Source organism: Leptolyngbya sp. FACHB-541, from assembly GCF_014695875.1.
Classification (GTDB): domain Bacteria; phylum Cyanobacteriota; class Cyanobacteriia; order Elainellales; family Elainellaceae; genus JAAUTN01.
This window is the reverse complement of the sequence record NZ_JACJPC010000098.1, coordinates 203,137-222,082: the sequence shown is the minus strand read 5'-3', so window position 1 is coordinate 222,082 and position 18,946 is coordinate 203,137. Positions and strand designations below refer to the sequence as shown.

The following is an 18,946-nucleotide window of genomic DNA, read 5'->3' as shown; positions in this document are numbered from 1 at the left end:
ATTTTACTTACGCCCAATGCGAAACCCTCGCACCAATTTTAGACGGCGTGATTGAGGCTGCTCTGTATCAGGTTTAACGATCGCTACATCCTCAGTTTCATCATGGTGATGCCGAACTAGCTTCGCCCGTCTTTGCATCGATTCGCCAACGGTTACATTCAACTGATCTCCAATCAACATCACTAGAGAACTCATGTAGAGCCACAAGAGCAGCACAATTACGGCTCCAACGGCTCCATAAGCTTTGTTGTAGTTGCCAAACTGAGCAACATAAAAACGAAATAAGTTGGACAGGATAGCCCAGGATATCGCTGCCAGGACTGCACCTGGGAGAATGGGTTTTCCTGGAACCCACTGACTTGGGCCAAAGCGATAAACAAAGGCAAAGGCAATCGACACAATGCCGAGTGCTAGAGGAAAGGTCAACAGTCGCCACAACGTTTCTAGAAGGCTGACATCCGCTAGCCGACGAACAACCAGGTCGCCTACAAAAATGAGGGTCGAGGCAAGCATCAGCAGCAAAATCGTCCCGATCGTCAAGCCAATGGAAATCAGCTTTTTCTTCCAAAAGGGGCGAACTTTTTCTGGAGGAATTCGATGAATCTGGTCAAGCGCGGTCATGGCTGCACTCAGCGCTCCAGAAGATGCCCAGAGTGCGATCGCAAAACTCAAGGAAAACAGCCCACCGTTGCTGCTCTCACTCAATTCTTTAGCGACCCCCTGAATTAGCCCCAGTGCCTCTAAAGGCGCTAGTTCACTCACCTCATCTGCCAAACGCTGAAAAGCAGTCTGCAAGCGTTGAAACAAGCCAATTGCAGTAAGTACAGCCAAAATTGCGGGAAACAGGGCCAGCATTGCGTTATACGCCATCTCAGAAGCTAGACCCGGTAGACGCTGCTTGCCTACGCAATCAATCGTTTTCCTGATGGTTGCTAGATTAAGGTGCTGAAAAAATCGAATAAAACGAGCAGATATCATAGGTAAATGGCAGCAATACCTTCTGAATCACTCTGCCAGATTTAGAGCGCGATCGCCACTCAACAAAAAATAGCCCAGATGAGACTTCTCATTTTAACGCGGGGCTGTTCGTTACCTACAAGGACATTTCGCGAAACGCCTCTACCGGATTCGTAACTTCAAATTAGCAATGCCTAACGTCTAAATCTCCGTCTGGATCTGAGTGGGTAGCCGCACCGTGAAAGATGTCCAGCCATCTGTGCTTTCCGCCTTGATTGTTCCGCCAGACTGTTCTACCAGCTTTTGTACGAGCGCCAGCCCTAATCCCGTCCCGCCCCGTTTCCAGGGATCAGCATTGGGAACCCGGTAAAATTTCTCAAAAATATGGGGCAGTTCAGAATGAGGAATATTTGCCCGATTGCGAAGGGTAAAGACCGTTATTGAATTTAAGTTCAAGCCGAGGTTTGATTCCTGAGACACCTTGAGATAAATCTCACCCGCAGGAACAGTATATTTGCAGGCATTGTTCAACAGTTCTGCGAGGATTCGTCGCAAGACAACTGGGTCTGCCACCATCGGCAGCAGATTAGAAGGGTAGGAAACATCTAGGATTTGATCGTGAACTGTAGTTCGAGCATGGAAGGGTTCTGTGATCCCCGGTAGCCAATCTTGTAGACGAATGACCTCGAAGGTGATGGGGTAGCAAGCATCTTCTAGCCGCTGCAAATCGAGCAGGTCGTTGATCAGTTCCGCTTCACGGGTCGATTCTGCGTCCAAAATTTCTAGATACCGCTGCCGCTTCTCTTCCGTTGTGGCAGTTCTGAGCATGTGAATTGCCATCTTGACGTTGGAGATGGGAGTCCGCAATTCATGGGAAACGGTGCTGAGGAATTCGTCCTTGAGGCGATTGAGTCTTTCTAACTCACGCACCTGAACCTGAGCTGCTTGATACAGTCGAGCTTGACGAATGGCGATCGCACACTGGTTCGCAACCTGCCTGACCAGGCGAATTTCAAACTCGCTGAACACATAATCTTTGTGGTTGATTAACCACAGGTCGCCTAAAACGACTTGCTCAACACCCTGAGAAGACTCTGAATCAACGAAAATTGGGCAGGCCAGCATTGCAACCTGTCCCCGGACCGGGTTGGGGGATAGGGAGCAAAATTGAAAGTAATAGCCCTGACGGAGCTGGCTGTAAATTTCTGGGAAATGGTTCATCTGAGCGACTCTTCCCTGATACGCAGGAATCGAGTCAATGTATTCGTAGTGAATGGTGGACGTGCCCTGGTCGAGGTCGTACAGCGCTGCGTTACAGCCGCTCAAGCCCAGCACCAGGGTCAGCTCACGTACAGCAGTTTCTAGAATCTGACTTTCGTCAAGCGAATCTCGCACTTTATCAGTAATTCGCTTCAGCATTGATTCAAATGCCACTGCTCTCTGTACTTCAATCGTGCGCCGCTGCACTTCTTTTTCTAAGTCGGCGTTGAGTCGCTGAATCTGTTGATAAAGCTCTGACTGGTGGAGAGCGGTTGCTAGATGGTCTGCTAGCTGTTGGAGTGCATCAATTTCTGACATTTGCCAGTTACGGGGGCTACGGCACTGATGCACCGATAGAAATGCCAGAACCTGCTCGTCTTGAATAATTGGAATGGACAGGAGCGCTTGAATTTGGTAGTGATGGAGCAGTTCCAGACTTCTCGGTGAAAGACTAGCTTGCTCAATGTTGTGAATGGTGTATGCACCTTTTTGTTGGTAGACATCAAGACGCTCTGTTACCCACTCTTTTTCTACTGCAAAACCTAAAACGGAGGTCCAACCTGATTCAAGTGCCTCGGTTACATTTACCCAGTCGCCATTTGGTCTGGCGCGAGAAATCAGCACTCGATCTGCTTGAAAAAATGACTTGGTAGCAGTTGCCGTAGCGTCTAGAATTTCTTGAGGGTTGAGCGATTGACGAATGCGACGAGCGATCGCCCCCAGCCACTTTCCCTGTTCTACCTGCTGTTGAAGCTGTGTTTCGGTTTGTTTGCGATCGCTAATGTCTTGAATTAGCCACCGTAACCCCGCTACTTGACCTGTCAAGTCAAAAACTGCGTTAATGCTGAGAATTGTATGAAGCAAATCTCCCTGAGGCGTAACGAAGCAAATTTCTGCTGACTGCTCTGCTGAGTCTTGCTGTGACTGAGCTAACATCAACAAAAATTGGTCTAAACTTTCAGCAGCTACAAAAGCAGCTAGAGACTTGCCGAGCAGTTGACCGTTAGCAACTCCAAATAGATGTGCGGCTACTTGATTTGCCTCCTGCACAAGCCCTGCTTGGTCAGTGATCAAGTAACCTGCTGGGGCTTGGTCAAACAATTCTTGGCACGAATGAATTTGAGCTATTTTCGGCTGCTGATTCAAGTTTTCTATGTTCACATTCTCGCCTCTTGCCGTTGCAATAGCGGTTGTTGGGGCTAACACGACTGGACTTAGAGAGGCATTCTTCGGCGATTTTAGCTTTGGTCTCAACTCTATGAGTGGGACTGCTCTATTTCTTGAGTCCAGTTGCCCAAAATCGGCGACTAAAAGATGTCTCTCCTAGCATTATTCCCGCGATCGCTTAAACATCTCCTATGTACGGAATGTTTTAGATTTTTATGACTTAATCGAATCTTGCAAGAGTCTATCCGAATCTGAAGGGTTGGGGAAAGCAAAAGAGGGGAAAGAACTTGCGCTCTCTCCCCTCTTAGTTTCTGGCTGATCTGCTTGCCGCTTTAACTTTTGCCGCAGACCCTTTAGCTGCTTCAGTTTTTGTCGCTGTCGGGCACTGCCCCCTTTGCCTTTGTCGTTTCTACCTTCCCGGCGGGGAGATTCCCACCGCTTGAGCTGTTGAGACATTGATTTTCTCCTATCACCTATCAGGTTATTGGCTGACCGTTGTTCTCCAGATAAGTTTTTTAAGAAACCTATTCTGGAGAAACTTGATTCAAATTAATGGGCAGAGCGAGACTCGAACTCGCATGACCGAAGCCGCCACATTTTGAGTGTGGTGCGTCTACCAATTTCGCCATCCGCCCTCTGGTTTAGCTTCACCATTATAGCCGATTGTGCGGTTTTGGAGTAGTGATTGGTAAGTTTGGCTGCCTGCCCAGCGATCAATTTCTCTTGCTCGCAATACTGGAACGGGGTGAGTCAGTTGAGCAGTTTGAGCTTGCTTCAGCAATTCGCCTAGTTCACTGTCGCTGATGTCATCGTAGGAACGAGCCTGTGCCAGAAATGCATCCAGGTTTAGCTGAGAGGACAAGGTGGGTGAGCCACCGGTCAACTTCATCAGTACGGATGCGACGATACGGGGATCTTGGGCAACGAGCAAGGCAGCGCGATCGCAGGTAAATTCAGCGCAGCGAACCCACTCCAAAATCTGTGCCTGAAGGTTTTGAGCGATCACTCCTCCTAACGGGATCAGGTTTCCTGCTGCCAACACGACTAAGTTGGCTAGAGTCAGGTAAACTCCGTGATCGCACTTGAGATGCCCCAGTTCGTGAGCGATCACTGCCTGAATTTCTTCAGGAGTGAGTAGCTCAATCAGTGAGGTGTGAATCACGATAAACGGTTGCTTGCCTCGCACCGCAAACGTGTAGGCGTTGGGTACTGGATGTTGACGAATGTAGAGTTGTGGAGTCTCCAAATCTAGAACCTGGCAGGCTTCGACCAGCAGCTTGTGCAAATCGGGCAACTGCTGCTCACTGACTAAAATGCTGGATGCAATATTCTCTAAATAGAAAAATTGTTCAGCGATTGGCCCAAGTAGATTGCGAATGAGCAAATCCAAGCCAGGAAGCTGTTTTAGCGCTTGGGTTGCTTTCAAATCTAAAGGGTGACGAAATTGGTCAGATTTAAGACCAACCAGAAAAGTTTTGGAGAAGGACATGGCGAACTGGAGGGAAACTTTGTAAAGCAGGTTACACCCGGCTTCGAGTTTAGTATAGCGAGAAGTTTAGCTTGTCGGGGGAGCGATCGCCGGGGCTAAGAGGCGATCGCATCAGTTGGACTGATTAAGCTGTGACACCTGTTTCTGATGAGTCAGTTGAGACGGGTTGAATTATCTCTGATGGGTCTGCTGGAACTCGTTGCAGTTTAGCTCCTAGTTTTTGCAGCTTGACCTCCAGATTGTCGTACCCCCGATCAAGGTGCTGTAGCCCTTGAATTGTGGTCATTCCCTCTGCTGCCAGGGCTGCTAGCACTAGGGCAGCAGAAGCCCGCAGATCGGTTGCTACGACTGGAGCACCCGACAATAGAGGGACGCCTCGGACAATGGCATGAGTTCCTTTGACGCGGATATCTGCGCCCATACGATTTAGCTCTGCCACGTGGCGCAGACGATTCTCAAACACGGTTTCTGTAATGACGCTATCGCCTTCGCTGAGGGTCAGCAGCGCCATAAACTGTGCCTGCATGTCTGTTGGGAAACCAGGATAGGGCAAGGTTTCGATGTCTGTAGCGAAGTGAGTTTGAGCGGGAATGATCCGCAGGCGATTAGGAGCGTCAGCTACCACTTCTGCACCGATCGCCTGAAGTTTGGCAATGACTGCCGCGAGGTGGTCTGGCACAACAGGAGCGAGGGTAATTTCAGAATGGGTAATTGCTCCAGCAACCAAAAAAGTCCCCGCTTCAATCCGGTCGGGAATGACGGAGTAGTCGGTGGAGTGCAAACTCGGTACACCTGAAATCAGGATGGTGTTGGTTCCTGCTCCGCGAATTTTTGCCCCCATTGCTCGACAGAAATTTGCCAGATCAACAACCTCTGGCTCCTGAGCAGCATTCTCAATCACCGTTTCTCCATCGGCTAGAGTCGCTGCCATCATCAACGTTTCGGTCGCACCTACGCTGGGGTAGTCCAGATATATTTTGGCTCCTTTGAGCCGCTTGTTTGCTCCTGTGGTGTAAGCATGAACCGTGCCATGCTCAATTTGCACGTCAGCCCCCATTTGCTGTAGCCCTCTAACGTGCAGGTCTACAGGTCTAGCACCAATCGCACATCCTCCCGGTAGTGGGACTCTGGCAACTCCTAACCGCGCTAGCAGTGGGCCAATCACAAAAAAGCTAGCTCGGAGTTGGCTAACCAACTCGTAAGGGGCTTTAGATTGTCCAATGTGCCGTGCATCGATTTCTAGAGCGTCACCATGCCGTTCTAATTTCACGCCCAAGGACGACAAAATTTCGCCCATCCGCTGTACATCCACTAAGGATGGGACGTTGCGAATACGGCAATCTTGAGGGCAAAGCAATGAGCCTGCCATAACGACTAAGGCTGAATTTTTGGCTCCGCTGATTTTTACTTGTCCTTGCAAAGGGGCTTTGCCCCAGATTTTGAGTACGGAGTCGCCTTCCTCGGGTAGAGAGCGAGGGCTTGATGAACTACTTGATGAACTAAAAGAAGGAGTAATGGGTCTGTCCTCCAGAATCGGTTGGTTATCTGTGACTTCAAATTTGGTTCTGATTCTACCGGAAAGTGTTGAGATGTCGAGAATTCTGACTTACAGCAATTTTGCTGAACTGAAGCTAGAATTCCCTACGGGCTAGAATTAATTTAAGGATTTGCTTGACTGTTGCTCAAGATTAGGGGATGATAGCGAATCGCAGCCCTAAAAAGCGCTAGTGCGGAACTGGCGGAATTGGTAGACGCGCTAGATTCAGGTTCTAGTGTCTGCAAAGACTTCCGGGTTCAAGTCCCGGGTTCCGCATTTTTGAATGCGAAATTAAGTCCCGATTTAGCTTGAGCTAGATCGGGACTTAATAATTTTATGAAACAAGCTAAGTTCTGTAATTCGTCAAACTTATACGTTTGTCGTCTTGTGTAACAAAATTTCAATCTATTCTTCGACAAAATTTTGCTTGTTGCGATGCTGACTAGTTTGCAAAATCCGCTGGTCAAACAGATGCGAAAGCTGCATCGAGCGAAGGAACGGCGGGAACAAGGATTATTTTTGCTGGAAGGGACACATTTGCTAGAGGAAGCTTGTGCAGTGAACTGTCCTTTGGCAGTAGTGTGCTGTACTCCTAACTGGCAAGACCGTCATGCTCAGCTTTGGGAGCGGGCGAGTCAGCAGGCGAGTCGGGTAGAACTGGTGAGTGCTGAGGTGTTGGGAGCGATCGCCACCACGGTTCAACCTGATGGTGTAGTCGCTGCGGCAGAACGGCGATCGCATGATCATGCTCTTGATTCGAGGATCAGTTTGGCTGTCGCGTTAGAAACGCTGCAAGATCCAGGCAATTTGGGTACGGTGATTCGTACGGCAGCGGCGGCTGGTGCTGACGGTTTGTGGGTGAGTGCAGATAGTGTTGATTTGGACCACCCTAAAGTGCTGCGAGCATCCGCTGGACAATGGTTTCGGTTGCCGATGGCGACTAGTAAAAATTTGCGGGCAGAGATCTTGCAGCTTCAGACACATGGCGTGCAGGTGGTGGCAACGTTGCCTACGGCTGAGTTGACTTATTGGCAAGCAGACTTTAAGCCACCGACGCTACTTTTGCTAGGAAACGAAGGTGCTGGGCTGTCAGAGGAACTGACAGCAATATCTGATGTGCAGGTCAAAATTCCTCTGGCAGTAGGCGTAGAGTCTCTGAATGTGGCGATCGCAGCTGCTTTAATCTTGTATGAGGCGCAGCGGCAGAGGGAGAGCTTAGGGGCTGGGAGCTAGGGAGTGAGGAGGAAGTTTTGCTTTATTCCCTACTCCTTTGACTCAGGAGGCTCGTTTGAAAGCTGAGTTTTTGCTTGAATGAATTGCTCAATGTCGGCAGCGGCATCTGCCAGCGCGTCTAGGTCAAAGGCGGAATTAGCGCTATCGGCTTGCTGTTTGGCGTTTTCGGGTGGAGAAGTTGTGAGATCAGTGACCTCATTGGGCAATTGCAGAGTGGTTTCTAGCTGGGCGATCGCCTGCTCAAATGCTTTAGCGGCAGCGCGACGGAGTTCTTGTGAACCTTGATCCATGGTGCTAGCTCCTCATTCCAAAACGAGATCATTGAACGCACTTCGTATAAGAACAGAATGCACCGCTCATTAAGCAGATCTATCAGGGATGGATAGGCTGATTTTTGAGCGGATTCTAACATCCGTTTCGGAATCGTGTAACTGGGGTTCAACAGTTAGGGAGTGCTGTTTGCCACTTAGCATCCGTTACTCTGGCTTTTGAAATCGAGCCTACACAGGTGGAAAACTACTCGGCTTCGAGGAAAGTGACTGTTGCAACGGCTCCTCTAGTTCCCAAGGGTTCGGGGGATGCTCCATTGAGACTGGCTAAGACGGCTCCAGCATTTCCGGCTCTAATGACTACCTGTTCTTTTGCACTCCAAGTTTGCTGTTCTCCTTGGGGCAGGATTCCTTCATACTGAATTTCGCCATCAACGGTAACTCGTAGCCAGGATGCTTCAGTTAGGTTAATACTGACTTCGATGTCGTCAGTGGGGACGGCTGAGGGCTGAGGTGAGGCAACAGGGCTTGCTTCGGTCTGAGGAACAGTAGGAGTGGAAGAACTAGATACATTGGATTCAGCCGTTTCTTGCGAAAATTCGCTTGACTGAGGCTTGATCTGTCCGATTAGGAAGATGCCTCCACCAATGATGAGAATTCCGGCAATTCCATAGAGTGCGTAGAGCGGATTGAAGCGAGTTGACGTTCTGGAAGACTCTGAGTTAGTTAGTTCTGGCTCAACATCTGAGCTGGTCGTATTTGGGCTAAGTGTTGGTGTGTAAACGGCTTTTGCCACAGGAAATTCCCGCTCAGAGACGACTGGCTGAGATTTTACGGGCTGTGGTTGTACAGGTTGTGGTTGTATTGGTTGTGGAGAAGCAACTTTGGGTTGCTCAATTTTAGCGGATGTAGCAGTGGTGCTATCGAGTGAAAACTGTTTGGATAAAGCCATTCCATCCAGTCCTACAAGGTCTCCATAGCGACGAATAAAGCCCTGAATAAAGACAGGTTCAGGTAAGACTGCTGCTTGACCGACTTCTATGGCTTGTAGCAGGCGCAGGGGGATAAAAGTTTTGGCTGCAACTTCTTCAAGGGATTTAGACTGCTGCTCTCGCGTTTGGTGCAGCTGCACGCCAATTTCTTTGAGTTGCTCTAGCTGAATGGGATTTAACTTGCTCACCGACTACTCCTTACTCCTCGGACGTTGATGCTTACTCAGGGGAGTTAAGCTACTCCATCTACTAGTACCAGAAATAATTCGGATGGTGCTGGTCTCATAAAAATTTGTCAGCTTTTTTAATCAGCTTTTTTAAACGGTGAGCAGCAGTACTGCGTAGATTCCTGCTCCTAGAACAAACGATCCAAAATGGCTTTCGCGATCTTCGGGTAGTTCCTCCTTAAGGACGTTGAGGATAATTCCTCCTGCTAAAAAGGCAAAGAGGAGGGCGATCGCTGCTTCGTGAATGTGAGTGCCATAGCCAATTGCTGCTCCTACAAGGACTGCGGCTGCCAGTATCCAGCGTCCTGTTTTGTCGTAAATGTGTTTATGGTTGTCGCGCAACCCGTAATCGTTGACGATGAAGTGAAACCCTAGGGCGATCGCAAACAAGAGTAGGCTCCAAAGTCCCGGTTCTTCACGATGGAACAACAAGTAGCCGATTAGGGCGTTATAGAGTGCAAAGGAGCCAATGTGTAGCCAGAATATGCCAATTTCGGGAATATCGCCTTTGCCGGAGTCCTGGTTGCGCTGTCGTGATACGGTAACAGCCCGCTCTAGTCCGTAAAAGACCGAGATGCCCAGGAGAGCCATCAGGTAGATGTGATGTTCTAAAAATAATAGAGACTGGTTTACCGAGGTTTCGTCCAAGGTTTGACGGATAGTTTCTTGAGCTTCGCTCAGGTCAGGCAGGATGTGAACAAATACATAAGCTACAGAAATTCCGCTACTGAAGGAGAGCCAGCGGCTACGCGGAATGGTGTTGAATGATCGGATGTTACGCGCAAATAAGTGCACCAGGGAGAGGGCGATCGCCAAAACCCCAGCCAAAAGAGCTAAACCAGAGCCAAATTGCAGTTCTGAATTCATAAGCGCTCAACTGCTGACCGAATTCCTCCAGCCAAAAAGAAGTTGCTAAAAGCAATCCCTGTTAGCACAACGTTTGACAGCATGAGGATAAGGCTGTCATGCAGGTTTTGAATTTTGTCAAAGCCTTTAGGGCAGACAATTCTAACTGCATAAGTCTCCCGTCGATTATGACGTAAATGATAAGTAAAAATGAGTAGCTTTTTCTCTACCTTTAGTGAGTACAATTGCCGAGGATTATAGTTTGCTCGCTCTGCCTACTCTAAACGTGAGCCGAAAAAAAGAGGGTTGGGAGGCGAACCCCCAACCCTTGATGATCTATGTCCAATAAAGGATTCGAGCTTTGGAAAAACGTTGAGCAATCTCACGCTCAAAGAACTGCCGTAGCTCTTTCATGATGTCAGTGTCATAAACATACTTGGTCCCACCAAACTTGTTGCGCTTAACGCTACGGGTTGTTTCGTCCATGTCCAGCTTGGTCTGTGGATACCAGGTGGTCAACACTTCTTTGGATTTGGGTGTAAAACGATGAGAAATGAGTTCAAAAGTCAGATCACAGTCAAAATCTAGAGCTTCGCTAATGGAGTCTAGAAGCTGAGTATAATGCTCAACCCAATTCTCCATGACCATGATTGGGGCAATCACCAGCCCGATGGGATAACCTCCTCCAGATTGCGATCGCGGCAGTGCCAATTTGCGTAATGCCTGGAGCCGGGCTGCAACGGATGCAGTGCCTCCTTCAAACCGACCGGAGATGGGTGTGGCATTGACACTGGCGCGACAGCGAGTGTGCCCGTTGTGTGGTAAGTCTAACAGTCCATCTACTGCGTCAAATTTGGACACCCAACGAAGATGCATTCCCTCGTGTTGACCAAAGTAGCGAATGCACTCAGCAAGGCTTCCCGTCAAATGTTCAATACCCAGCGGGTCGGTGTAACAACTCACTTCAAAGGAAGTTATCTGTCCAGGCTGCTTATAGTGAGTCAGGTTGTCTAAAATCTGCGGTAGGTTGGCAAAGGCGCGAATCACAGGAGGTCCAGACAGACTACCAGCTAGATAACAGTACTGACAGTGAGCCGGACAGCCCTCTGCTAAGTGAAATTGCCAGTCGGCAGAGGGAGGAATCGGGCTAAGTTTGAGGGCACTGGGCGGGGCGGTGACGACGGCAAGAGTACGTTTAGAAATGTCGTAGGTGTCGCGATCGCTCTCTCCTCTCAGCCCTGTCAGACGATTGCGAGGCAACTCATCAACAGGCAAGTTGAGGGACTGTACTCGTGAAAGAATTTGCTGTCCCCAAGGCTCTTCCAAAGCAGCTGGGGTAAACATGACCCGCTCGGGCATCCAGAGCCGGGCAGACCGTACAGGCTGAGTTGGGATAAGAGTGGTTGTGTCAGTATTCTGCAAAATCTAATCCTCTAGTACTTCACGAATGCGTCGCTCTAGACGCTCCAAGTCAAGTCCACCTTCGTCACGAGCAATCCGACGAACCGTAGCATTGACGTTACTCAAGTCATTCACCAAATCTCTCAGAATCTCCTGCTGCTGCCGAGACTGAGTCACTTCACGCGGCTCTTGCACCAGGTCACGCACAATGGAATCTTCTGCACGTGATGCAATCAACGGGTCAGACTGCCCCTGAAGCTGAATAAAGGTTCTACGACCGGGTCCGCGGTCTTCCTCAATTGGTATTACGGCAGTCACTTGATCTGAACGCACATACTTACCAAATCCTAAATGAACCAATACAGATGACTGAATTTTCATGTAATGTTGTGCTTCTTCCTGCTTACCTCTATTCCTATTATCGCTTCTACAACAGAAGCTTGGATTGCTTAGGCAGAGCGGCTTTTACCTTGTTTTGGTAGGGGTTTCCTCTGGCAAATTAGGGAGCTATTTTGACTTGCGTTTGAACTCACGTTTTAACGATTTAGGAGCGGTTTTTGAGCAGTTCATGGATGCTCTGAAGCTCTGCCAAAATTGCTCGCAGCAATTCATGAGTAACCGTCTCAGCAGGTTGTTGAATTTCGATGGTGACTTGCTTAATTCCTAATACATCTTTTGCAAATCGGGCTACCTCATTGGGATGAAACAGCAGTGGGTCATCTTTGTCGAGTCGCAGTTCAGGATTTAGCTTCTGAGGGTCATAGGGCAGGTTAGAGTTCTCTGGATCGGTGTTGGCGTAGCGATATACCGAAGCGCGAGAGCGGTTCAAAGCTTTTTGCACGGCTTCGACTGACATCAATCCCTGAGGGTTGCTTGAAGTTTCAACATCCATGACTTCTTTCCATCTTGAGACTCACTAGTATCAATACTAGTCTTATTTCTAGAACGATTAGTCTTAATTCTTGCAAAAGCTGATTTATATTGAGACTTGCTTGTCTCAATTTGAATCCAGAGATGATACTACTGAGTCTCTATTGAGATGAGTTTTTTGTCTTAGACGGAGACTTCATTGTATCGGTATGAGTCTACAACTGAGTTTACTTAGTCTAGATTTGAGAAAAGGTTTTAAGGTCTGATTTGTTTTCCCTACTTAGAGGCGTAGCATTCAAGCAAGAATCGCGAGTTCATTTCAAGGACACCTCTGAAATTCATTCTTTTGAAGAAAATGCCCCTTGAAATTTAGGTTTTGTTTTAAGTAAGAATTTGTACAAAGCGATCGCCTGCTTCAATGATCCTCTTTGTTACCACACTTCCTTAAGCTTTGTCTTGGGATGAGACTCAATTGTATCGCTGTTGGTCTAAATTTGATACTGCCTAATCTCACTGCAATCTTGAGATTTTGAACTTATCGAGTTGATGAAGCCATATCTACTTCTAGATGCAAGTAGCTAGCCCCCAATAGCTTTTGCAGAGATGCAATAGAGTGTGTCCTCTACAAGTACTACAAGATGCTTGCTTGACATGTGTTGCTTTTCAACTAGCTTTGCCGCTCTAGCACAGCCTTTCTAGTCTCACAGTAAGACTTAGACTTGCTTTTATGAGTCCAATTTTGATACAAATGAGTCTAGAGTGGAGTGTGAGTTCTGAGATTGTTGACTAGAGTAATAATTCCGTTTAAGTCATTTCGGAGCTTGTACAAACGCGGTTGATCCTGTTTCGGCTGAAGCCGATTACATGCCAAGTATCTTTCTGAGCAGAATTTACTTATGTCTCTAAAGGAGGAACGAGACCTCAATAAGGTCACACTGAAAACAGAGAATAGGCTAGAAGAATTGCAATACATTGGTGTTCGTGCGCTGTGTGAAACAGTCCCAACAGAAAATTTATGTAGTTTTTCTGGGCTGGAAATGCACGATAGATGAGACGAAATAGAGGAATTGAAGATGACACAGCAGCTCAATCAGAAAAAAGTTGCCATTCTAGTTACGGATGGTTTTGAGCAGGTGGAAATGACTGAGCCTAAGCAGGCTCTTGAGCAAGCAGGGGCTCAGTCCCATATCATTTCACCCAAAAGTGGCACTGTTCAAGGTTGGAATCACTTTGACAAAGGTGACAATTTTTCGGTTGACTTGATCCTAGATAATGCAAATCCTGGCGATTACGATGCTCTTTTGTTGCCGGGTGGCGTAGCGAACCCCGACCAATTACGCACTAATGAAAAAGCAGTGAAATTCATTAAGTCGTTTTTTGAAGCGGGCAAGCCCGTTGCCGCAATTTGTCATGGGCCATGGACGTTGATTGAGGCAGATGTTGTGAAGGGGCGCACGGTAACTTCCTGGCCCTCTCTTAAAACTGACTTAAAGAATGCAGGTGCAAACTGGGTCGATCAGGAGGTCGTAGTTGATCAGGGATTGGTAACGAGTCGGAATCCTAGCGACATTTCTGCGTTTATAGACAAGATGGTCGAGGAGTTTGCAAAAGGACAACATCAGGAACAGCGTCGTTCTGCTTAAGAATTGGCTGAACTAAAGTCTAGAGATCTAATATTATTCAGGCGAGAAGCATAGTTCTGCTGTGTTTCTCGCCTGATTTTTTGCTGAGTAACAAGCTGTTGTGAATCACGGTCATACGAGTCTTAAAGCTTTTTGCTAAGAGAAGTACTGGCGAGATTTTAAGTAGAAAGGGCTGAGTAGCCAGTTAGCGTCTTACTTCGAGGTTAAAGCGTCTCAAATTAAGTCTTGCCGTAAAATTAGTTGGTCTTAACATAAGACGCTCAACTTGAATGCAGGAGTAAATGGCCGTGCGGATGAAAAACTAGGGTATGAATGTTAAATTACTTTGCGGGTAAGTTGTTCTGGTTCTGCTAGTTTCAATTTACTAATTAGTTTTAGGTGTTGAAGGAACGGCAATTTCAAAAGACTAAAAATGGATTTTAATTTGCTTATAAGTCAATTTCTGCTTGGGTGTTTCTCGATCGTTTTAGCAGAATTAATTCGAGATTTTTATCATTTGGCAGGGCATTACTGGCAGCCTATTCAAGCTTTTCATACGTTGCACCACAAGGCTTATCGTCGAGATTTAACGATGGTCAGTCTTGAAGCTTATCGTAAGGCGCAGCTTTATAATGATGTGCCCGAGGCGATCGCCATGACCCTTATTACGGGCGCGATCGCAGGTCTTGCTCAAAGTTATGGATTTGCAATTGGCTGCGTTTATTCGTTGGGTTTTTTAGTCTCAGCTTTAGCTCGTTCTCAAGGCCTATTGCTGCAAACTGATCTAACCCATAAGCCAGGAGATTTGGTTGAAATTCCGACTCGATGGACGGTGAATCGAACCTATCACTGGCGACACCATTTTGATCAGGGAAATTCCTATTATTCTGGTCACTTTACTATTTTCGATAAGTTATTAGGAACCAGTTTGTCGCTTAAGGGAAAAGTGGTTGCGGTAACGGGTGCTTCTGGCTCTATGGGACGGGCGCTGATTCAACAGTTGTCTCAGCAAGGGGCAAAGGTGGTTGCGTTGACGACTTCAGATGGGCTGGAGTTTGATACTCCGACTGAGGTGATCCGATGGCATCCGGGACAGGAGAATGAGTTGGGCGATCGCCTCAAAACGGTTGACATTCTGATTATCAACCACGGTATTAATGTGCATGGCGATCGCACCCCTGAAGCAATTCAAAAGTCGTTTGAGATCAATACTTTCTCTGCCTGGGCGTTGGCGGAGCTATTTTTGAGTACGGTACAGAAGTCAGAGCATAAGGCAATCAAGGAGCTTTGGATTAACACGTCTGAAGCGGAGGTTAGTCCGGCACTCAGCCCTCTATATGAATTGTCAAAGCGAACCCTTGGAAATTTGATTACTTTGCGACGACTAGATTCCCCTTGCATCATTCGCAAACTGATCTTGGGACCATTCAAGAGCACTTTGAATCCGGTTGGGGTGATGAGTCCAACTTGGGTTGCTTGGGCGATCGTGGCACTTGCCAGACGCGACTTTAGAAACATCATTGTGACAGTTAACCCAATCACCTATGTAGCGTTTCCGGTGAAGGAGTTATTGCAGTCTATTTATTTTCGGTTGTTTTCTCGGAAATGAGGATCAAGCATCTACTTCTTGGAAGGTGAACCTCAAGGTTTATGAGTCTGGCAATTTATTGCGTCTTGTGCAAAGGCGATCGCAAAGAGGGCAGTTGAATTTAGTCCAAATTTAGTCCAGTCCGTTCTAGAATCCTCTGAAACTCCTTTCGAATAAGAATTGTAAGAATTTGAGTAGTTGCGGTGTAGGCAACTACTCAAGAGAAGATAGCTTGCTAATCTGCTCAAATTCATAATCATGAGCAAGGCGGCTCAAGCATTTTGCCAAGAAGGTGTGGACTGTCGGAATTTGTTGGATTAGCTGGTCAATTTCTTCCTCGTCGCAAAGTTGGGATGCACCGAGTAGTGCAGCAATCCAGGCAGTTGGCATGACCCGTAGACTCTCGCGAGTGAGGAACTGGCGATCGCCCTCCTCGCTTGCATCAGGTATTGACGGAGGCACCGCCTCGTAAATAAACTGCACCCCCAAATGCTCAGTCATTTTGTCGCAAAGGACATTTTCTCGAAATGGTTTGGTGACAAAATCGTTGCAGCCTGACGCGAGTGCCTGAGCGCGATCGCTCCTTGAAGCTTGAGCTGTCAGCGCAATAATGACAGGCTGATCTTGTGAACCAGCGCGAATTGCTTGCGTTGCCTCATAGCCATCCATTATGGGCATTCTTACATCCATCCAAATTAGGTGAGGCTGCCACTGGTGCCAAAGGGCGATCGCTTCCTGTCCATTGGCTGCTTGCTGCACATCAAACCCCAACTGCATCATTAGACGAGTCAAAAGCAGGCGATTCTCAGACTGATCGTCTACTACTAAAACCCGGTAGTTCAGTTGGCCTGGAAGCAGTCCAATCACCTGCTCTGGGGAAGAAGTACTTTGTACATCAGATGCTTGAGCAATCTGAACTGGAATGTGAACGTAGAAGATACTACCCTGTCCCAGAGTGCTGTTGACTGAAATTTCGCCGCCCATCAGCCTGATAAACCGACGGCTAATTGTTAACCCCAACCCTGTTCCACCGGGAGTCATTTTCCCAGAATGGCTTTGTACGAATGCATCAAAAATGTGGGCGATCTCAGTTGCAGCAATTCCCATGCCCGTATCTTGCACTTCAAATGAGAGTAGGTGAGTTGTATGGGATTCAGTTTTGGCAGGGTTCGACTGCTTGACGTGCAGTGTTACACTTCCCTGTTCCGTAAACTTAATGGCATTGCTCAGCAGATTGAGCAAAATCTGACGCAGCTTGCCTGCATCAGCAATGAGATATTGCGGCACATCTGAAGCCAGTTCAATTTCAAATTGCAAACCCTTTGACTCAGCTCTCTGTTGCAGCATTTCCTGCAAAGATTTTAGCAAAGCCATCAGGTCAAAGCTGCTTTCATCTAAAGTTGTGCGTTCTGCTTCTAGTTTAGATAGGTCAAGAATATCGCTGATTAAATTGAATAACTGTTCGCCACTGCGATGAATGATTTGAATGGTTTCAAGTTGTTTATCCGAGAGAGAGGCATCACGGCGCATCACTTGAGTGAAGCCTAAGATTACGTTGAGTGGTGTTCGCAACTCATGACTTATATTGGCTAGAAAAATGCTCTTTGACTGACTCGCAGCTTCAGCCGCTTCTTTGGCCTGTTGGGTCGCTAGCTCAGCCGCTTTGCGATCGCTAATATCCATACTGATGCCCAGCAGCCGAACTCGCCTTTGAGGATCAGGCAACGGAGTTAAAGTCGTCAGAAAACTGTGAACTTGATCCCCAAATGGCAACGACTCTTCATAGGCGATCGCTTCACCTCGCCACAAACACTGATAATAGTTCTTGCGAATTTGAGCAGCCATTTTAGCGTCCCACAATTCATCCAGGCGTTTGCCTATAAAGCTGTTAGCCGATCTGCCAGTTGTCTCAATCGCCTGATTCATGCTGACAATTTGAAATTCCCCATCCTCAAGCTGCTCAACCACCCAGATTGCCTCTGTCGCTGAATCGTAGATGCTGCCCAAAAACTGTTCTCGCTCCTGCAAAGCCAGTTCTGCTCGTCTGCGTTCTGTCACATCGATCGCCACGCCACCCACTAGCATTTCATTGAGTGCTGCTGGAAAAGGAAACTGGTAAACTAAAAACTCACCGGTCATTCCATCAATGCGACAGATAGACTCGACCGTCTCATTCGCTTGCCCCGTCTGAGCAACTTTGTAAATGCTTCCCAAAAATTCCTGCCCAAACCCGACCGCATCAAGGGTGTCGGTTTGGTCAACGCTGGAATGGATAGGTAAGCGAAACATTTGAGCATAGCGCTGACTGGTATAGAGCAGTTGTCCTGACTCATCCGTAATCCAGGCTGCTGCTGGGCTTTGATCCATAAAAGTCTGAAAGCGCTGCTCACTCTCTCTCAGTGCCCGTTCTGTGCGCTCTCGGTGAAACAATTCTCGTTGCAGCCGGTTATTTGCGACTTGCAGTTCAACGGTGCGTTCTGCGACACGTTGTTCTAGTTCTACCTTATTTTGCTGCAATTCCTGGGTGCGTTCCGCTACCTGCTGTTCTAGGCTCACGTTCAAATTTTGCAGTGCTCGTTCTGCCCGTTGACGACCATAGTCCAGTCGGTTAAAGATATAGCCATTCCAGCCAATTAATGCCGAAAGAACAAACACATTCGTAGTACTAGACAGAGCAGATTCGGCTGTGGAACTGTAGAAGTTTAGCCGCAGTCCTACTTCACTCAATCCTTCTGAGAGAATCGGCACTGCGATCGCCAGCGGCAACAGACGACGAATCATTTGGTTTCCGGCTTGCTTGCCTAGCAGCAGCAGCATAATTCCTCGATCAGGACGGCTACAGAGAATGCCGCTACTCAGGAGCAGGAAGGCGATCGCCGTATGCGGAGCCATTCCCACGTAAGAAGTTGTCGTATAAGAATAGACTCCACCATAAATATGTCCCAACAGCCCAACCAAACCGAGAAACCAGATCGCTAGCGACACCCCCTGTGAAACGAGATCAATCTGCCAAAGCTGCAACAACAAAGCCAATCCCAGCAGCAAAAGTGCGGTTGCAGAGTTGATTGCCATTCGCCCTGGAGCAACCATGCTGCCCAATGGTTCTGGTTGCTGCATGAACAACTGATCAATTCCCAAATCTTTGCCAAAGCAATACTCAATCAGAGTGAGAGTAGCCAGCAGGGTGATTAAAAGTGAGAAATTAAGAATTAAAAATTGAATAGCCCATCTCCACAGTGCCGACCGAACACCATGTTGCTGATACCAAAGAAGATGCAGCGTTGCTCCGCCCAAAATAAATCCTAGAGCAATATTGACCTTCATGCTGGTCGAGTGGGAAAAGCAGGTCTTAAGCAATGGGATATCAAACATCCATCCCAAAATGACCAAAAAACCGATCGCCATCACTATAGATGCGACTTGTCTAGAGAAAGATTGCAGTCTCAATATCCAAGCTGAATTACTTTGATTAGACGGTTTCAGGATAT

Annotated in this window: 15 protein-coding genes and 2 tRNA genes; 4 read left to right on the top strand and 13 right to left on the bottom strand. The window is 47.7% G+C overall.

Annotation, left to right across the window (positions count from 1 at the left end; genetic code table 11):
* Nucleotides 1-3: 3 nt before the first annotated feature.
* The 6 genes from H6G00_RS20775 to murA form a co-directional block, all read right to left on the bottom strand.
* A complete protein-coding gene (locus tag H6G00_RS20775; protein WP_190798178.1) occupies nt 4-978 on the bottom strand; it encodes a YihY/virulence factor BrkB family protein in 975 nt (324 codons plus the stop codon).
* A 180-nt stretch (nt 979-1,158) separates the two neighbouring features.
* Nucleotides 1,159-3,423, bottom strand: coding sequence for a GAF domain-containing protein (locus H6G00_RS20770; RefSeq protein ID WP_190798177.1), 2,265 nt, complete (start codon nt 3,421-3,423; stop codon nt 1,159-1,161).
* Between the two features lie 174 nt (nt 3,424-3,597).
* The gene (locus tag H6G00_RS20765; protein ID WP_190644913.1) at nt 3,598-3,840 is read right to left on the bottom strand and encodes a hypothetical protein; all 243 of its coding nucleotides are present in this window, start codon (nt 3,838-3,840) and stop codon (nt 3,598-3,600) included.
* Between the two features lie 97 nt (nt 3,841-3,937).
* A tRNA-Leu gene (locus H6G00_RS20760) sits at nt 3,938-4,019 on the bottom strand.
* Entirely contained in the window at nt 3,998-4,873 is an 876-nt protein-coding gene (locus H6G00_RS20755; protein ID WP_190798176.1) for a M48 family metallopeptidase, read from the bottom strand. Before H6G00_RS20755 ends, H6G00_RS20760 begins: the two co-directional genes overlap by 22 nt.
* 124 nt (nt 4,874-4,997) lie before the next feature.
* Nucleotides 4,998-6,404 carry a UDP-N-acetylglucosamine 1-carboxyvinyltransferase gene (gene murA, locus H6G00_RS20750; protein ID WP_190644957.1) on the bottom strand — a complete coding sequence of 469 codons (1,407 nt, stop codon included), beginning with the start codon at nt 6,402-6,404 and terminating at the stop codon, nt 4,998-5,000.
* A 198-nt stretch (nt 6,405-6,602) separates the two neighbouring features.
* Here murA and H6G00_RS20745 point away from each other — a divergent pair.
* Nucleotides 6,603-6,686, top strand: a tRNA-Leu gene (locus H6G00_RS20745).
* A 159-nt stretch (nt 6,687-6,845) separates the two neighbouring features.
* Nucleotides 6,846-7,643, top strand: a complete 798-nt coding sequence (locus H6G00_RS20740) for an RNA methyltransferase (RefSeq protein WP_190798175.1) — start codon at nt 6,846-6,848, stop codon at nt 7,641-7,643.
* A 29-nt stretch (nt 7,644-7,672) separates the two neighbouring features.
* Here H6G00_RS20740 and H6G00_RS20735 read toward each other — a convergent pair whose 3' ends face one another.
* The 6 genes from H6G00_RS20735 to H6G00_RS20710 all read right to left on the bottom strand — a co-directional run bounded on the left by H6G00_RS20735 (nt 7,673) and on the right by H6G00_RS20710 (nt 12,270).
* Entirely contained in the window at nt 7,673-7,933 is a 261-nt protein-coding gene (locus H6G00_RS20735) for a hypothetical protein (protein WP_190798174.1), read from the bottom strand.
* A gap of 226 nt (nt 7,934-8,159) precedes the next feature.
* The gene (locus tag H6G00_RS20730; RefSeq protein ID WP_190798173.1) at nt 8,160-9,092 is read right to left on the bottom strand and encodes a helix-turn-helix domain-containing protein; all 933 of its coding nucleotides are present in this window, start codon (nt 9,090-9,092) and stop codon (nt 8,160-8,162) included.
* A 129-nt stretch (nt 9,093-9,221) separates the two neighbouring features.
* Nucleotides 9,222-9,998 (bottom strand): hypothetical protein, encoded by a 777-nt coding sequence (locus H6G00_RS20725; protein ID WP_190798172.1) that lies wholly within the window; start codon nt 9,996-9,998, stop codon nt 9,222-9,224.
* Between the two features lie 315 nt (nt 9,999-10,313).
* Entirely contained in the window at nt 10,314-11,336 is a 1,023-nt protein-coding gene (locus H6G00_RS20720; protein WP_190798234.1) for a spore photoproduct lyase family protein, read from the bottom strand.
* A gap of 66 nt (nt 11,337-11,402) precedes the next feature.
* A complete protein-coding gene (locus H6G00_RS20715; protein ID WP_190644919.1) occupies nt 11,403-11,759 on the bottom strand; it encodes a hypothetical protein in 357 nt (118 codons plus the stop codon).
* Nucleotides 11,760-11,922: 163 nt separating this feature from the next.
* Entirely contained in the window at nt 11,923-12,270 is a 348-nt protein-coding gene (locus tag H6G00_RS20710) for a resolvase (RefSeq protein ID WP_190685369.1), read from the bottom strand.
* A 1,051-nt stretch (nt 12,271-13,321) separates the two neighbouring features.
* Here H6G00_RS20710 and H6G00_RS20705 point away from each other — a divergent pair.
* Both H6G00_RS20705 and H6G00_RS20700 read left to right on the top strand, forming a co-directional pair.
* Nucleotides 13,322-13,891: a type 1 glutamine amidotransferase domain-containing protein gene (locus tag H6G00_RS20705; RefSeq protein WP_190798171.1), complete on the top strand. Its 570-nt coding sequence runs from the start codon at nt 13,322-13,324 to the stop codon at nt 13,889-13,891.
* A 412-nt stretch (nt 13,892-14,303) separates the two neighbouring features.
* Nucleotides 14,304-15,479 carry a bifunctional sterol desaturase/short chain dehydrogenase gene (locus tag H6G00_RS20700; protein ID WP_190798170.1) on the top strand — a complete coding sequence of 392 codons (1,176 nt, stop codon included), beginning with the start codon at nt 14,304-14,306 and terminating at the stop codon, nt 15,477-15,479.
* 192 nt (nt 15,480-15,671) lie between these two features.
* Here the strand turns inward: H6G00_RS20700 and H6G00_RS20695 are convergent, their stop codons facing one another.
* Nucleotides 15,672-18,863 (bottom strand): PAS domain-containing sensor histidine kinase, encoded by a 3,192-nt coding sequence (locus H6G00_RS20695; protein ID WP_190798169.1) that lies wholly within the window; start codon nt 18,861-18,863, stop codon nt 15,672-15,674.
* Between the last annotated feature and the right edge of the window lie 83 nt (nt 18,864-18,946).

What these genes read in the sequence shown, in the direction of transcription:
- H6G00_RS20705 (WP_190798171.1), top strand. Translation starts at nt 13,322, where the DNA reads ATGACACAGCAGCTCAATCAGAAAAAAGTTGCCATTCTAGTTACGGAT.
- H6G00_RS20710 (WP_190685369.1), bottom strand. Translation starts at nt 12,270, where the DNA reads ATGGATGTTGAAACTTCAAGCAACCCTCAGGGATTGATGTCAGTCGAA.
- H6G00_RS20775 (WP_190798178.1), bottom strand. Translation starts at nt 978, where the DNA reads ATGATATCTGCTCGTTTTATTCGATTTTTTCAGCACCTTAATCTAGCA.
- H6G00_RS20700 (WP_190798170.1), top strand. Translation starts at nt 14,304, where the DNA reads ATGGATTTTAATTTGCTTATAAGTCAATTTCTGCTTGGGTGTTTCTCG.
- H6G00_RS20765 (WP_190644913.1), bottom strand. Translation starts at nt 3,840, where the DNA reads ATGTCTCAACAGCTCAAGCGGTGGGAATCTCCCCGCCGGGAAGGTAGA.
- H6G00_RS20735 (WP_190798174.1), bottom strand. Translation starts at nt 7,933, where the DNA reads ATGGATCAAGGTTCACAAGAACTCCGTCGCGCTGCCGCTAAAGCATTT.
- H6G00_RS20720 (WP_190798234.1), bottom strand. Translation starts at nt 11,336, where the DNA reads ATGCCCGAGCGGGTCATGTTTACCCCAGCTGCTTTGGAAGAGCCTTGG.
- H6G00_RS20725 (WP_190798172.1), bottom strand. Translation starts at nt 9,998, where the DNA reads ATGAATTCAGAACTGCAATTTGGCTCTGGTTTAGCTCTTTTGGCTGGG.
- H6G00_RS20755 (WP_190798176.1), bottom strand. Translation starts at nt 4,873, where the DNA reads ATGTCCTTCTCCAAAACTTTTCTGGTTGGTCTTAAATCTGACCAATTT.
- H6G00_RS20695 (WP_190798169.1), bottom strand. Translation starts at nt 18,863, where the DNA reads ATGGCGATCGGTTTTTTGGTCATTTTGGGATGGATGTTTGATATCCCA.
- H6G00_RS20740 (WP_190798175.1), top strand. Translation starts at nt 6,846, where the DNA reads ATGCTGACTAGTTTGCAAAATCCGCTGGTCAAACAGATGCGAAAGCTG.
- H6G00_RS20715 (WP_190644919.1), bottom strand. Translation starts at nt 11,759, where the DNA reads ATGAAAATTCAGTCATCTGTATTGGTTCATTTAGGATTTGGTAAGTAT.